The sequence below is a fragment of the Halopenitus persicus genome, assembly GCF_900107205.1.
GTDB lineage: Archaea > Halobacteriota > Halobacteria > Halobacteriales > Haloferacaceae > Halopenitus > Halopenitus persicus.
Genome location: NZ_FNPC01000005.1, coordinates 182686 through 196522, shown reverse-complemented (window position 1 = coordinate 196522; position 13837 = coordinate 182686). Strand labels below are relative to the sequence as shown.

At 69.1% G+C, this 13837-nt stretch carries 15 protein-coding genes; 4 read left to right on the top strand and 11 right to left on the bottom strand.

Going from position 1 to position 13837, the window contains the following annotated elements:
* Positions 1-21: 21 nt before the first annotated feature.
* Positions 22-1212: a BtrH N-terminal domain-containing protein gene (locus BLV25_RS10240; protein ID WP_092732887.1), complete on the bottom strand. Its 1191-nt coding sequence runs from the start codon at positions 1210-1212 to the stop codon at positions 22-24.
* Positions 1213-1371: 159 nt separating this feature from the next.
* On the opposite strand from BLV25_RS10240, the gene BLV25_RS10235 reads away from it, so the two are divergent.
* A complete protein-coding gene (locus BLV25_RS10235) occupies positions 1372-2244 on the top strand; it encodes a fumarylacetoacetate hydrolase family protein (RefSeq protein WP_021074348.1) in 873 nt (290 codons plus the stop codon).
* Between the two features lie 99 nt (positions 2245-2343).
* On the opposite strand, the gene BLV25_RS10230 is transcribed toward BLV25_RS10235, so the two are convergent.
* From BLV25_RS10230 to BLV25_RS10190, 9 genes are all read right to left on the bottom strand, one after another.
* The gene (locus BLV25_RS10230; RefSeq protein ID WP_092732884.1) at positions 2344-3318 is read right to left on the bottom strand and encodes a hypothetical protein; all 975 of its coding nucleotides are present in this window, start codon (positions 3316-3318) and stop codon (positions 2344-2346) included.
* 200 nt (positions 3319-3518) lie between these two features.
* Positions 3519-4541: an LLM class flavin-dependent oxidoreductase gene (locus BLV25_RS10225; protein WP_092732881.1), complete on the bottom strand. Its 1023-nt coding sequence runs from the start codon at positions 4539-4541 to the stop codon at positions 3519-3521.
* 78 nt (positions 4542-4619) lie between these two features.
* Entirely contained in the window at positions 4620-5726 is a 1107-nt protein-coding gene (locus tag BLV25_RS10220) for a hypothetical protein (protein WP_092732878.1), read from the bottom strand.
* The gene (locus BLV25_RS10215; RefSeq protein WP_092732875.1) at positions 5726-6247 is read right to left on the bottom strand and encodes a hypothetical protein; all 522 of its coding nucleotides are present in this window, start codon (positions 6245-6247) and stop codon (positions 5726-5728) included. Before BLV25_RS10215 ends, BLV25_RS10220 begins: the two co-directional genes overlap by 1 nt.
* Before the next feature lie 26 nt (positions 6248-6273).
* Entirely contained in the window at positions 6274-6654 is a 381-nt protein-coding gene (locus BLV25_RS10210; protein ID WP_092732872.1) for a PRC-barrel domain-containing protein, read from the bottom strand.
* Between the two features lie 298 nt (positions 6655-6952).
* Entirely contained in the window at positions 6953-7642 is a 690-nt protein-coding gene (locus BLV25_RS10205) for a competence/damage-inducible protein A (protein ID WP_021074355.1), read from the bottom strand.
* 213 nt (positions 7643-7855) lie between these two features.
* The gene (locus BLV25_RS10200; RefSeq protein WP_092732869.1) at positions 7856-8641 is read right to left on the bottom strand and encodes a DUF5803 family protein; all 786 of its coding nucleotides are present in this window, start codon (positions 8639-8641) and stop codon (positions 7856-7858) included.
* A gap of 25 nt (positions 8642-8666) precedes the next feature.
* Positions 8667-9410: a DUF2110 family protein gene (locus BLV25_RS10195; RefSeq protein WP_021074357.1), complete on the bottom strand. Its 744-nt coding sequence runs from the start codon at positions 9408-9410 to the stop codon at positions 8667-8669.
* Entirely contained in the window at positions 9410-9934 is a 525-nt protein-coding gene (locus BLV25_RS10190) for a transcription factor (protein WP_021074358.1), read from the bottom strand. The genes BLV25_RS10195 and BLV25_RS10190 overlap by 1 nt, the downstream gene beginning before the upstream one ends.
* 212 nt (positions 9935-10146) lie before the next feature.
* On the opposite strand from BLV25_RS10190, the gene BLV25_RS10185 reads away from it, so the two are divergent.
* Positions 10147-11223, top strand: coding sequence for a hypothetical protein (locus tag BLV25_RS10185; RefSeq protein WP_092732866.1), 1077 nt, complete (start codon positions 10147-10149; stop codon positions 11221-11223).
* Positions 11224-11282: 59 nt separating this feature from the next.
* Here BLV25_RS10185 and BLV25_RS10180 read toward each other — a convergent pair whose 3' ends face one another.
* Positions 11283-11864, bottom strand: coding sequence for a tRNA (cytidine(56)-2'-O)-methyltransferase (locus tag BLV25_RS10180; protein ID WP_039401454.1), 582 nt, complete (start codon positions 11862-11864; stop codon positions 11283-11285).
* Positions 11865-12004: 140 nt separating this feature from the next.
* On the opposite strand from BLV25_RS10180, the gene BLV25_RS10175 reads away from it, so the two are divergent.
* Together BLV25_RS10175 and BLV25_RS10170 are read left to right on the top strand one after the other, a co-directional pair.
* Positions 12005-12952: an NAD-dependent epimerase/dehydratase family protein gene (locus BLV25_RS10175; RefSeq protein ID WP_039401457.1), complete on the top strand. Its 948-nt coding sequence runs from the start codon at positions 12005-12007 to the stop codon at positions 12950-12952.
* Positions 12953-13032: 80 nt separating this feature from the next.
* A complete protein-coding gene (locus BLV25_RS10170) occupies positions 13033-13818 on the top strand; it encodes a DUF2797 domain-containing protein (RefSeq protein ID WP_092732863.1) in 786 nt (261 codons plus the stop codon).
* Positions 13819-13837: the final 19 nt, after the last annotated feature.

Here is a 13837-nt window from a genome sequence, read left to right as displayed (position 1 = left end):
GGGACGGACGCCGCGACCGCGTCAGGCGAGCGCCGCGAGCGCCCGCCGCCAGAACCGTTCCTCGCGGTCGGCGATCGTCCGCACTCGGCGGGACGCCTCGGCGAGGCGGGTCGACAGCTCCGCATCCGTTTCGGCCTCGCTGGCGCGCCTGAAGGTCGTCGCGAGCCGCGACCAGTCGTCCGCGATCCCGTGCATTCGGTCCGGCGCCGTCTCCGGGAGCGCAGGAACCACCCGGGCCGCCCGCTCGAGGAACGACGCGTACGGTCGCCGGAACGCCCCGCCGCCGGTCCCCCGCGAGTCGACGTTCTGGGCCGCCAGCCGAGCGGTCCACCGCGGTTCGGAGCGGTCGACCCACTGTGGGAGGTCCGCGGCGAGCGTCCGGATCCCCTCGATCCCGGTCACCGCAGCCACCGCGGACGCCGCCGAGCCGTCCGGACCCGCTGAGCCGTCCGGAACCGCCGCACCGGAGGGCCCCGACGCGGCGGCGGGATCGAGCATCGACCGGGCGGTCGCCGCGATCGCCGCCTCGACCGTGGCGGCGCCCATCCGGTCCGTCGCCGGCTGCTCCGGCTCCGGATCCGTGACGACCGTGGTCCGGTTTCGGATCGGGACCAGGTGGTCGTCGGTCATCGCGTCCCGGAGCGTCGTCAGCGGCACCCGCTTGACGTCGTCGAACTCGTTGTCGGCGATCAGCGCGACGCGGTCGGCACCTGCGGCGCCTCGATCGTGCTCGCGGTCACGGCCGTCCTCGAGTCCGACGCAGAGGACCCGGTGCGGCGCGAAGTGGGTGTCGGTGTCGAAGTACGGGAGCCCGGCGACGTCCGTGGCGAGCAGGACGGGGTCACCGTTCGCGAGCCGCGTCTCGAGACGGTCGCGGGTCCGCGCCCAGTCGTCGCCGGACCGACGGTCGTACGCCACGCCGATCCGGTCGAGGAAGGTCGTCTCGAGTCCCGGCGATCGACCGAAGAACGCTCGGTCCGGGCTCGAACCGGGCGTGAAGTAGGTGAACCCGATCCCCTCGCCGAGCCCGAAGCAGATGGTCTCCGAACACGTCGGACCGTTCACTCCCGAACACGTCCAGCCGTACCGTTCCGCCAGTCCCCGCAACGCCGTCGAGCCGCAGTGGAACCCGGACGCGTGGTCGAACCCCTCCAGCGTGGCGCTTCCTTCCGGCGTGGCGCTTTCCCGTCGACCGTCGTGGATGGCGGACATTTCGGTATCGGCGATACCGCCGGCAGCCGGGTGAAGGATCGTGCGAACATGTCCGCACTCGATTCGTCTCGGTTCGCGTCTCGATCCGCCGGATCCGACCTCATCCGGCGTGGATCCGACTTCGTCATGATTATGTATGCGCCCACGAGTCACACGGGTATGCGATTCGTCCAGTACGACGAGGGTCGACTCGGATTGCTCACCGACGACGGAACCGGAATCATCGATCTGACCGACCGGCTCGGGCTCGAATCCGAGGATCCGCTCGCGGAATACATCGAGAGCGACGACGACGCGAGCGAGTACGCCGACGCCGAGGCGGACGTCGCGGTCGAGGACGCCCATCTCGGCTCGCCGATCCGCCGGCCCGGCAAGGTGATCGCCGCGCCGCTGAACTACGAGAACCACATCGAGGAGGCGATCGCCGACCGCGACATCACCACCGACGAGTGGTTCTCGATCGAGGACAAGGGCTACTTCCTGAAGGCCCCCTCGAGCGTCGTCGGCCCCGACGACGGGATCGAGCTCCCCTTCTCCGACCGGCGGTGTGACCACGAGGTCGAGCTCGCGTTCGTGATGGGCGAGGACGTCAAGGACGTCTCCACGGAGGAGGCGTGGGACGGCATCTTCGGGTACACCATCCTGCTCGACATCTCCGTCCGCGGCGACCAGGACCGCTCGAACCGCAAGTCCTACGACACCTTCACCGTGATCGGCCCGGCGGTCGTCACCGCCGACGAGATCGACGACCCCCAGAACCTCGACCTCGAGCTGCAGCTGAACGGGGAGGTCCGCCAGTCGGACAACACCTCGGATATGGTCTACACCTGCGGCAACGTCGTCCAGTACGCCTCCATCGGCGCCACCGTCGAGGCCGGCGACGTGATCACCACCGGCACGCCCGAGGGCGTCGGCGCGCTGTCCGACGGCGACACGATCGAGGCCACCATCGAGGACGTCGGCTCGATGACCGTCGACGTCACCGAGCGCGACCGGACCTTCGACGACGTCAACGTGAACAAGGACGGCTAGGCGGGATCTGTCCGGTCGGCATCGGGATAGCCCCACCCATAAATATAATATTTCGATCTATATTTGATATTTTATATTGTTGCCGTAATTCAGGGTATCTCATTTTCCGGTCCGCTGATACTGTCGGGTCATCACTGATAACGGAAGGAAAAACAGGAGGTGTTCCCGACCGATCGCTCCCGCCGGTGGTCGTGTCGCGCTCTTCGCTTCGGGCGTGGTCGCTTGTGCCATCAGATAGCTCCAGCCCGCATTGATCCGAAAGTAGTCCTTGACGATGGGTTCCGGATGGGCGTCGCTGAGGGTATCATGGATGGCGGCTCCGCGACGCCGAGCCTGCTCACAGCTCGGTTCCGGAAAAAACTCGCGTGCAAAGAATGCGTACACGTGTGGCGTTTCAAATATCCCATCGATGATGGAATCGATCGAGGGTGGCGGAGTCTCATCCGTCGGCAGCGTCTCTTCATCAAGATACTCCTCGATCGGTTCGATGGCTTTCAACTCCGGGCTCGTTTTCGCCCGTCGCTCATGCTCCGAGAAGAACTCGATGCAACACTCCGGATACCCGTGAAGCGCTCCCTGATACCGTTCGAACGCGGCGCGATCATCGGCGACGACCGCGTCGATATTCCGGTCAAGGACGTCGTCCGGTGCCGGTGCATCCTCCTCGCGGAAAAAATAGATGCGTGCTCCATAGTTGACCCTCTCGGGCGTACGTAACCATTCCGGGAGTACAAAGCACGTGCCGGGAAACTGCCGTTTGAGATACTGCACCTCCGGAAGCCGTTGCAGCAACTCTCGATACTTCGTGGACGCTGATCTGAGGGTTTCGTGCGTGAGAGAGTCGAAGTCGAGTTGAATTTGATCGTGGAACCGGCGTGATCGAACGGCGATGTTCCGGCGTTCCGTCAGCGTCGGCGTGGTCTCAACCGCATCCATCGCCAACTGCTGTCCTCGAAAATACACCTCATCAAGCTGAATACTTGCACCACGCCGCTCGTTCGCGAGGACTGCCTGTACGTCCAGTGCTGCAAACGATGGCAGCGTGGCAACGCCGTCCTTCTCCGGAACTGACATAAAGCGGTGTTCAGCACGTTCAGCTATACCCTAATAAACGCTGGTGCTGAAACGACCGACGGCGTCGAAGCGACGTAACGCTCGTCCACGGAAGTGATGGACTCATCCAGATAAGTATATTTATTCTGTCTAATCTCTATTTTTATATATTTTTCGTCATTTATATTCGGATCCACGATCAGGTGCGGCGTCCGCCTGACTCAGGCCAGTCCGACGCCCTCGGCGATCAGCTGGTGGGACTCCAGCGCGTCCGCGTGGTCGGCCTGGACGTGCTGGATCATCACCTCGTCGACGCCGACGCGGTCGGTCAGCTGCTCGAGCAGGCCGGCGATCGTGTCGGGGTCGCCGGAGATCGCTCGCGGCCACTCGTCCGCGGCGAGCGTTTCCGGGGTCGGATCGGGCACGCCGCCCAGCTCGTCGATCGCCTCCTCGATCGACGGGCGGGTTCCCACGACCCCGCGACGCATTCGCGCGAAGGAGGCCTCGGCGACGGCGCGCCGCCGGGCCGCCTCCGCGTCGGTCGGTGCACAGACGGCGTTGACCGCCACGATCCCGTGCGGGGAGTCGGGCGTGCCGGGCCCGTCGGCGGGATCGAACCGGTTCCGGTAGGTCTCGAACGCGCGTTCCGCGAACCCGGGTCGGATGAAGGCGGCGAAACAGTACCGCAGGCCCAGCTCGCCGGCGATCGCGGCGCTTGAGGGACTCGAACCGAGGACCCAGGGGACGGGCATCGCCGCTCCCGACCGCGGAATCCGGAGGTCGCTGTAGGCGTGGTCCTCCGGGAACTCGTCCGCGAGGTGGGCCACGACAGCCTCGATCTTCTCGCGGTGGTCGCCGTCGGGGTCCGTCGCGTGGCGGTCGGTCCCGAGCGCGCGGTCGGCCGCCGGCGAACCGTTCGCGCGTCCGAGCCCCGCATCGATCCGGCCGGGCGCGAGCCCGTCCAGCGCGCCGAAGACCTCGGCCACCTTGAACGGGCTGTAGTGGTTGAGCAACACGGCGCCGGAGCCGAGCCGGATCGCGTCCGTCTCCGCGGCCAGATGCCCGATCAGGACCTCCGGCGTCGTGCCCGCGAGCGTGTCGGCCATCGCGTGATGCTCGGCGACCCAGAACCGCTCGAATCCCAGCCGCTCGGCCTGTTGTGCGGCGTCGACGGTGTTCGCGTACGCGTCGGCGGCGGTTCCGGAGTCGGGGACCGGCGAGAGGTCGACGGCGGAGAGCTGCATGGTCGAGGTACGTCGGTCGGTCGGAAGAACCGATCGACTCGACGTCCCGCGTTGCGTCGATACGACTCCGACGTCCGGTCACGGCTGTACGCTCAGGTCGAACTCGTAGACGCTCCCGTCGACGGTGGCGAAGAGGTGGTCGAACTCGATCCCGAGCTCGAACGCGTCGTCCGCCGGGAGGTGCTCGCCCGCCCCGAGCCGCTCCATCACGGACCGGAGCGCCGCGGACATCGGCAGCTCCTCCTCGTAGAAGGGCGTCCGGACCGCGGTCCGGACCACGTCGGCCCCCTCGTCCGGAAGCGATCCCGGCGACAGGTCGGTCCCGATGAGCGTCGACCGGACGCGGTCCTCGAAGTCCGCACGCGTGCTCGCGACCGGTTCGACCGAGTGTGTCGTCTCCGTCGGCGTCGCGGTCCCCCGCTCGGCGTGCGCTGCGAACCACCGGTCGTTCGAGCGGACGTACTCGAAGGGGGGATCGGGAACGAGAGCGCTTTCGTCCGCGTCGAGGAGTTCGTGGTACAGCGGGCCGCGCGTGCCGAACGCGTCCCCGCCGACGTCGATCGGCGGATTCCGGTCCGCGTAGACGGCCCCGAGCGCGGCGTCGACGATCCGGCGATCGGCCTCCGAGAGCGACTCGACCGGCGGGGTTACCCCCTCGGCGTCCGCCGGTGGATCGTCCACGAGATCGAGGTAGAACTCCCACCACTCGCGCTCGACGGTCCGTTGATCCTCGATGTGAACGCGGTAGTACGTGGCTCCGTCGTCTTCATCCGTCCCTGCATCGTCGACGACGAACCGCGCCGCCTCGCGAGTCTCGGACCCGAACTCGTAGGTGTAGGTCAGCGCGTAGTTGAGCGCCGTCATCGACCCGGTCCGGATCAGCCTCCGGTAGCGGTCGCGTTTGTAGTGGTCGGGGTAATCGATCGCGAACCGTGCCGTCGGCGCCGTCGGGTCAGCTACCAGCACCGAATCCGGAAGCGACTCGCGTTCGTACGCGCTCAGCCGGAGGGCGTCGGCCGTTCGCCCCAGACAGCCGGCGACCAGCGGGAGCGTCGTCGCGGCGGCCGCGGCCGCCCCGGACGCCAGGAACTCCCGGCGCCACCGGCCCGATCGGACCTTCCGTCGCGATCGACTCGAGCGGACTTCCCGGCTTGACCCGTCCGAGCGGTCCGAACGCTCCCACATTAGTATCCTCCGGGAAGCGCCAACAGGAAGCTCACCACGACGAACGGGATGGAGAACAACAGCGCGTAGCTCGCGCCGCCGGCGGCCAACAGCACCCACGTCGAGGGGCCGTACCCGGTCGGGTCCCAGTCCAGCGCGAGCCGGGGCAACGCCACGTTCGTGACGACCGGCACCCCGACCGCGTAGCCGACGAACAACAGCACGGCGACGTTGATGAACGCGTTGCTCCAGGCGACGCCGGCCGTATCGACCGTCGTGACGACGACGGCCGCGCCGATGATGTAGGGGATCGAGCCGCCGACGCCGGCGAGCAGGTACGTCGGGAGAACCGACCCGGTCGGCGGGAGCGCCGCGAGCAGCGACCGGATCCGGTCGACGATGAGGAACGGCGACCAGAGGAGGGTCGCGATGAGCCCGGGGACGAGCAGGAACCCGGCGAAGGTGGCCCACTCGAACGCCGGCTCGAGCGTCGCTTGTAGCGGAACGGAGGCAGGTATTGGAGGGAGTACAGCGGGGATCATTTATATATCGTATCGTCGGACGGGGCTCAATCCCGTGAGGCGGGCTTCCGGTCGTCCCCGCGTGCTGCCGCGCCGTCCTCTCGTGCTGCCGCGCCGTCCCCTCGTGCCGCCGAGTCGTTCCCTCGCGCGGTCGAGTCGTCGCCCCCGCGTCCCCTCGAGCCGTCCGCCGCGGTCGGATCGACGAGGACGTAGTCGCTGCGCGACCGGAACGTCCGCGCCGGAATCTCCACGTGCCCGTCGTCGTTCGTCTCGAATTCCGGGAGCGGACGGCCCTCCGGATCGATGACGAACTGCCGAAGGTCGCCGGTGGCCGGGTCCATCGTGACGTTCACCAACGTGCCGACCTCCTCGCCGTCGACGGTCATCACGCTGTACCCGGCGATGGTCGACCCGAGTATCTCGCCCATACCGGGGCAACGGGATCGGGTATAAAAGATGTGCCGTAGGCACAAACTGCGATCGAAGTCATCTCCCGGCAGCGGTGCGACCGGAGAGCCCACCGGGCCGGTCGCCGGCCCGAAGCCTGAACGCTTACAACCCCCGCGAGCCAACTGCGGGTATGATACCGCTCGCCACCGGATCCGTATCGCTGCCGATCCCCGAGACGTCGATCGCCGTGCTGGTCGTCAGCCTCCTTCTGACCGCCGTCTGGCTGGCTTCGGTCTACCGATAGCGGGGCGGACGGGAAGTTCGACCTCGCCGTGTTCACTCCGGCGACTGCACCCGCTCGTGGAGCCACGCGGCCGCCTTCTCCGCCGTTGCGGCCTCCTCGGCGGTGAGTTTGATCCGAACGGTCTCCCCGGGATAGGATCCGACCGTGACGTCGAAGCGGTCACGGAGCTCCTCGAGCCGGTCGATCAGCGCGCTCTCGGGCTCATCGACCTCGACCGTCACGGCGTGTCGGGGCGTTCCCGTGAACTCGTCGGCGACCCGTTCGAACATCGTTCGCATTTCGTCGGGGACGCCGGGGAAGACGTAGACGGTCTCGACGACCGCACCGGGGGCGACCCCGGAGTCGTTCTCGAGGAGGCGCGCGCCCGCCGGCAGGTGCGCGGTTCCGTCGGCCAGATCCGCCGCGCTGTAGCCGTCCTGCCCGTCGAGCCACTCGACCGCGTCCGCGTGTTCGACCAGGTCCCGGCCGAAGGCCGCCGCGACGCCCTCCATCGTGCGGTCGTCGTGGGTGGGTCCGAGCCCGCCGGTGACGATCACGGCGTCGTACTCGGCGTAATACTCGTTGACCGTCCGAGCGATGTCGGCGACGTCGTCCGGGATCGTCGTCACGCGACGCACCTCGACGCCGCGGGCGTCGAGCCGGTCACACAGCCACGTGGCGTTCGTGTTCTCCGTATCCCCGGACAGCAGCTCGTCGCCGACGGTGACGATCCCGACTCGCATACCGGCCGGTAGGCGCCAGCGCGTCAAAACCCCGTCGCCGTCGGACCGGGACGTCGTGTCGAATCCGGTCGGGACGTCGTGTCGAATCCGGTCGGGACGTCGTGCCGAATCCGGTCGGGACGTCGTGCCGAACCCGGTCGGGGCGTCGTGCCGAACCCGGTCGGGGCGTCGTATCGGGACGACCCGCCGCGTCGACCGACTCCCACGACGGCGCTACCGCATCCCCGGCGGCGGCCCGTCGTCGTCATCGAGGTCCTCGAGGCCCATCTCCCGGCGTCGCTCGCGGAGGGCCTCCAGCTGGCGTCGGAAGTAGAGGTAGCCGGCGACGCCGATCGCCAGCGCGACGACCGCGATGGCGCCGAAGACCGGGAGGTCGCCCCGACGATACGCCTGCACCACGACGACGGAGGTGGTGACCTCCTCCCAGACCAGCCGTTCCTGCCCGTCGACGGTCGTCGCCTCGTAGCCGCGCGGGGAGGCGTGGCCGAACGGCCGCAGGTCGGTGGTGTACCCCTCCGGCAGCCGGACCTCGTAGGACCCGGTCACGTACGTCCGCGCGATGAACCGACGGGGGGAGCCGTCGCCGGCGTAGGCGATCGATCCGCCCTCCATCCCGTCGTCGAACCGGACCCATATCTCGTCGGTCGTCTGTTCGATCTCGCCGCCGCGGGCCCGGAACTCGGAGCCGTTGATCACGGTCCCGTTCGGATACTGGTACCGGAACGCCCGCAACTCGAGCGGGTCCTCGGTTCCGTAGCCGGTCTCCTGGTACAGCCGGAACTCCTCGCGGCCGGTGGCGTTGTAGACCGCCAGGTACGTGCCGTCGGTCCGCAGGTCGATCCGGGCGTCGGTCGAGGCGTTCCAGGGGTACTCGCCGGGCGGTTCGGCGTCGAGCGTCTCGTTCGCGATCTCGCCGCCGCCGGTGACGTAGCCGAGACAGCCGGCGCTGGCGGCAAGCAGCGCGACCGTCGCGAGCGCCAGGATGGATCGTCGATTCACGGATGCGAGTGGGGACGGCGATCGGTCAGACGACACACCGGAGTTCCGCCGGGAGGTACGAGCCGATCGCGGCCAGCAGGCCGGGCGGATCGGTGCCCTCGCCGCAGACGATGCTCTGTTCGAGCAGGCCCAGCCGCTCGACGGTGACGATGTCCTGGGCGTGGCCGGCGCGGTTGACGGTCGCGCGGGCCTCCCCGCGGGTCACGGAGTTGACGGTCACGCGGCCGGGGCCGCGCTGCCACTCGTAGAGCCGGTCGCGTTCGGCGTCGGCGAGCCGGGAGGTGGCCTCCGCGGACGCGTCGTCGCTGCTCTCGGCCTCGTCATCCTCGTCCTCGTCGACCGCTTCCGGGTCGGCGTAGACGAACCGCATCGGGAGGTGTTGAACGAGGCCGAACCGCTCGACGACCTGCGCCGGCGACCCGCGGCCGAGGCCGATCCGGTCGGCGGGGATCCGGACGTCGACGCCCGACCCCGCGTCGAGGACGAAGCCGTCGTCGTCCCAGGACTCGAGGGTGCCGACGTACTCCTCGCCGGGCTGGAGCCCCTCGTCGTGTGTCACGATCTCGCCCCACTCCTCGGCGAGCGCGTTGCGGGCGACCGTGGCGTCCTCGCCGGTCACGTCGACCTGCACGAAGTCGTCGCCGCGGACGCCCACCTGCCACTCGACGTGGAGGTCGCCGATCGCGTTGTCCACGAGCGCGTCCATCCCGTCGAGCGCGCGGTCGTGGGCGTCGCCCGAGACGTAACACTTGGTTGCGAGGACGACCATCAGTTCCCCACGTCCGCGTTGAGCTCCGACCGGAGCTGGTCGATCCGCCACTCCATCGCCTCGACGAGCCGGTCGTTCTCCATCGCCTCGATCGGCGAGCCGCACTCGGGGCACTCGAAGCCGAAGTCCATCGCCTCGCCGAACTCGAAGCGGATCGAGCACACGTCACAGAGGTAGAACTCGTGGGTGCGCTCGTACTCCTCGCGCTCCTCGAGCGCCTCGAGGAGCCGGTCCATCTCCTCCTTGAGGTTCTCCGGGATGTTGTCGTAGTGGAAGGTCCACAGGTACGTGAGCCACCCGGAGTCCTCGTCGCGCACGCGACGGTACGTCGCCAGGTCGTTCTCGTACAGGATGAACAGCGCGCGACGAACGTCGTTGAGCTCCAGGCCCAGCTCCTCGGCCAGCTCCTCGTCCGTCACCTCCCCCTCGGGGGGCGCGGCCGCAACCGGCATCCCCGTCGGTCCCACCAGCTCGTGGAGGTACTTCTGGATGACGGGGTCGTTCAACAGATCCTCAAAAGCCATTACGGTGTACTCGACCCGGCAGTCGTTTAAAAGGATCGAAGCGGCGGGCGGCGGGTCCTCGATCGGTTGCGGTCGCTCCCGACATTCACCAGTCCCGACATTCACCAGTTCCGACCGACACGCCAGTCCCGACCGGCACGTCAGCTCCGACCGGCAGCCAGTCCCGATCCAACGTCGGCAGACTCTTGTGGCGACGGGTCGACCCCGTGGGTATGTCCGACTCCGACGTCGACGGCGGTCGGTCCGGGGCGGGCGCGATCGCCACGGAATCGCCCTCGCGGGCCGAGCTCCTGGGCGCGGCGCTGCTCGCGGTCGTTCCGATCGCCCTCCTCGGCGGTCCCGCGGTCCTCGTGGCGAGCATCGTGACGGACGGTCCGATGGGCACGGGGCTGGCCGTCGCGGCCGCGGCGGTCGTGGGGCTGGGCGGATCCTACGTGCTCGGGCCGGTCATCGTCGACCGCGCGATCGATGCCCGGTCGGCGCCGATCGGTCCCGCGTCGGGCGGTGGGTCCGCATCCGGCGACGACACGTCAACCGGCGATCCCGCCGTCGACGCGCTGGTCGATCGCGTCGCGGACGTGGCCGACGCCGCCCGGGTCGACCGACCGACCGTCCGCGTCGTGGACCGGCGCGCGATGAACGTCGGCGTCGTCGCGACCCGCGCGGGGACGACGCTCGTCGTTCCCACGCGGCTGGCCGACCTCGACGATCCAGCCTTCGACGCGCTGGTCACGAACGCGCTGCTCCGCGGCGAATCGGGCCGCGCACGGCTCGCGACCGCGCTGTTGGCCCCCGCGCTGGTCGTCGAGGTGCTGACGCTGCTTGGGGCCGAGCTCCTCTCCCGGCGCGACGGATCGGACGGCGCCGATCGCGGCGCGGAGTCGGAGCGGCCGCGAATGTTGGGCGCCGGCGACCGCGGCGACCGGTCGATCCCCTGGGCCGCGTACGCGCTCGGCGGCGGCCTCCTGCTCGTGGCCATCGCGCCGCTGTGGATCCCCTTCGCGGTCGGGGACCGACTCCTGATCGGTCGGGGGCGCTCCCGGACCGACGCGGCCACGGCTCGGGTCGGCGCCTCCGGGATCCACGGCACCGGGTCCATCGACGCCGCGTCGCTCGCGGACGCGCTTCGAGACGCCCGCGACGCCAGCGGCTACCGGGACTGGCCGCCCTCGCTCGACCGGCTCTCGGTCGTCCCGATGGGCGACCTCGTCACGCGTCGCGTCCGCGGGACGAGCCGGCAGGAGCTCCGCGTCCGGATGGCACGCCTTCGCTCGAAGCGGTCGCGATAGCGAAACGGCTACACGACGAAGCGGTCGCGACGGCGAAGGCTCCGAACGAAGCGGTCGCGCTACTCGTCCGTCCGACGATCCGGTGAGACGCTCTCACCGGGAGCGTCCGCCGGATCGACGACCTGCTTCCCCTCGGCCCGCGGCACGACGACCTGCTCGGCGTCGACCCACTCGCGGTCGAGCTCGGCGCCCGCGAACAGCCGGTCGAGGAAGACCGCCAGCCCGGCGACCTCGGAGTGCGGTTGGTTCGTCACGCCGACGTTGAACGCGGCGTGTTCGTACAGTTCCCAGGGGACCTTCTCGCCGCCGACGACCACGAGCAGCGGGCCGTCGGCGTGCGCCTTCCGCACGTCCTCCTCGACGGACTGGACCGGCTCGCCGTACATCGTCAGGTGAACGACCGTCCCGTCCCAGTTTCGGACGACGGACCGCTGGTCCCCGCGGAGCTCGACCGCGAAGGGGCCGCCGAACCGGTCGGTGATGTCACGGACCGTCTCGGCCGACTGGCCGGCGTTGTCCGGGAGGATCACCCGGTCGGCGCCCAGCGCCCGGGCGGTGAGCCCGACGTGGGTCGTCATCCGGTCGTCGCGCCCCGGCCGGTGTCCGTACCGGAGCACGACGACGTCGTGTGCGTCCTGCATACCCCGCGCTTCGCCGGGCACCGGGTAGTGGCTTTCGCCATCCGGTCGGTCGAGGTCGTCGATCGGCACGGTACTCTCGGGGGCTGCTCGGGACCGATCCGGAACGCAACGCACTTGCGGCACGCCCGCCGAGGGCGCGTATGAACCTTGCAGGCGCGCGGGTGCTGATCACGGGCGGGGCGGGGCTCGTGGGCAGTCATCTCGCGAGCGACCTCGTCGACGACGCCGAGCTCGTGCGGGTGATCGACGACCTCTCGAAGGGCGACCGGGACCGCGTTCCCGACGGCGCCGAGTTCGTGCACGGCGACCTCACCGACCCCGACGACGTCGCCGCGGCCCTGACGCCGGATCTCGACGTCGTCTTCCACTTCGCGGCCTACACCGACACCAACTACGACGACGACCGCGAGCTGTTCGAGGAGAACACCGAGATGACCTACAACGTGGCCGAGCGGATGGTCGAGGCGGGCGTCGACGCGCTCGTGTTCACCTCCTCGTCGACGGTCTACGGCGAGGCGCCCCGGCCGACGCCGGAGGATTACGCCCCCCTCGAGCCGATCTCGATCTACGGGTCCGCGAAGCTCGCCGACGAGGCGCTGCTGTCGACGTACGCCCACTCCTACGGGTTGACCGTCCGGAACGTCCGGTTCGCCAACATCGTCGGTCCCCACCAGCGCGGGAACGTGATCCCCGATTTCATCCAGAAGCTGCAGGCCGACCCCGAGAGCCTGACCATCCTCGGGAACGGCCGCCAGGAGAAGTCCTACCTCCACGTGACCGACTGCGTCGACGCGATCCGGCACGTGCTCGAGCACGCCGACGGGGCGTTCGCAACCTACAACCTCGGCACGCGGACGACGACCTCGGTGACCGAGATCGCCGACATCGTGAGCGAGGAACTCGGTCTCGACCCCGACTACGAGTTCACCGGCGGCGACCGGGGCTGGACCGGCGACGTCCCGAAGATGCGCCTTTCCATCGAGAAGCTCTCGGCGCTCGGCTGGGAGCCGGAGCGCTCGAGCCACGAGGCGGTCCGCCGGGCGACCCGCCAGCTGATCGCGGAACTCGCGCCCGAACACGCCGAGTGACCGGCTCGCGACCGACTCGAGACGCTCCGATACCCCGCCGAATCGAACCCTTCTAAGCCCCCGTTCGCCTACGCCGACGTGTGCAGATAGTCGGCTACGAGACGGGCGTCGGCTCGGACGGCGATCCGGGACCGGCGGGACTGCTCGTGGCCGCCGGTGACGGTGCGGTCGACCGGATCGACCTGTCCCCGGGTCGCGAGCTGGCCTACGACCTCGGCGACCGGCACTGTGCCGGCACGATCCACGACGGCGCCCACATCGCGTGTGCGGAACCCGCGGCGCCGTACTGTGCGTCACACCGCGACGTCTGGGTCTGTGCGCGCTGTACCGGCACGTGCTTAAAAGAGGAGATGGACTGTCACGACCCGCACGCGGTCTACCTCGCCGCCTTCGCACCCGACCGATTCAAGGTCGGCGTGACCCGTCTGTGGCGCCTCGAAACCCGTCTCCGGGAACAGGGCGCGGACCGTGGCGCCCACGTTCGGACCGTCGACAACGGCCGCATCGCCAGGGAGATCGAGGCCGGCCTGGCGGCGGACGTGGCCGAACTCGTCGACCGGGTTCGCGTCCCGACGAAGCGGTCCGGCCTGGCAGCGACCGTCGACGCGGACGCCTGGGAGCGACTGCTCGACCGGTTCGACGTGACCGAGCGGTTCGCGTTCGAGTACGGTCTCGACCTCTCCGACCGGCCGATGGCGGAGACGATGCTCACCGGTCGAGCGATCGGGACGAAGGGACGGCTGCTCGTTCTCGAGCGTGCCGGATCGACCTACGCGGTCGATCTCCGGGACCTGGTCGGGTACGAGGTCGCCGAGCGTCGGTCCGAACGGGATATCCAGTCGAGCCTCGGCGCGTTCGGCGGGTGACCGGGACCCGGAAGCCGTC

What these genes read in the sequence shown, in the direction of transcription:
- BLV25_RS10240 (WP_092732887.1), bottom strand. Translation starts at nt 1,212, where the DNA reads ATGTCCGCCATCCACGACGGTCGACGGGAAAGCGCCACGCCGGAAGGA.
- BLV25_RS10235 (WP_021074348.1), top strand. Translation starts at nt 1,372, where the DNA reads ATGCGATTCGTCCAGTACGACGAGGGTCGACTCGGATTGCTCACCGAC.
- BLV25_RS10230 (WP_092732884.1), bottom strand. Translation starts at nt 3,318, where the DNA reads ATGTCAGTTCCGGAGAAGGACGGCGTTGCCACGCTGCCATCGTTTGCA.
- BLV25_RS10225 (WP_092732881.1), bottom strand. Translation starts at nt 4,541, where the DNA reads ATGCAGCTCTCCGCCGTCGACCTCTCGCCGGTCCCCGACTCCGGAACC.
- BLV25_RS10220 (WP_092732878.1), bottom strand. Translation starts at nt 5,726, where the DNA reads ATGTGGGAGCGTTCGGACCGCTCGGACGGGTCAAGCCGGGAAGTCCGC.
- BLV25_RS10215 (WP_092732875.1), bottom strand. Translation starts at nt 6,247, where the DNA reads ATGATCCCCGCTGTACTCCCTCCAATACCTGCCTCCGTTCCGCTACAA.
- BLV25_RS10210 (WP_092732872.1), bottom strand. Translation starts at nt 6,654, where the DNA reads ATGGGCGAGATACTCGGGTCGACCATCGCCGGGTACAGCGTGATGACC.
- BLV25_RS10205 (WP_021074355.1), bottom strand. Translation starts at nt 7,642, where the DNA reads ATGCGAGTCGGGATCGTCACCGTCGGCGACGAGCTGCTGTCCGGGGAT.
- BLV25_RS10195 (WP_021074357.1), bottom strand. Translation starts at nt 9,410, where the DNA reads ATGGTCGTCCTCGCAACCAAGTGTTACGTCTCGGGCGACGCCCACGAC.
- BLV25_RS10190 (WP_021074358.1), bottom strand. Translation starts at nt 9,934, where the DNA reads ATGGCTTTTGAGGATCTGTTGAACGACCCCGTCATCCAGAAGTACCTC.
- BLV25_RS10185 (WP_092732866.1), top strand. Translation starts at nt 10,147, where the DNA reads ATGTCCGACTCCGACGTCGACGGCGGTCGGTCCGGGGCGGGCGCGATC.
- BLV25_RS10180 (WP_039401454.1), bottom strand. Translation starts at nt 11,864, where the DNA reads ATGCAGGACGCACACGACGTCGTCGTGCTCCGGTACGGACACCGGCCG.
- BLV25_RS10175 (WP_039401457.1), top strand. Translation starts at nt 12,005, where the DNA reads ATGAACCTTGCAGGCGCGCGGGTGCTGATCACGGGCGGGGCGGGGCTC.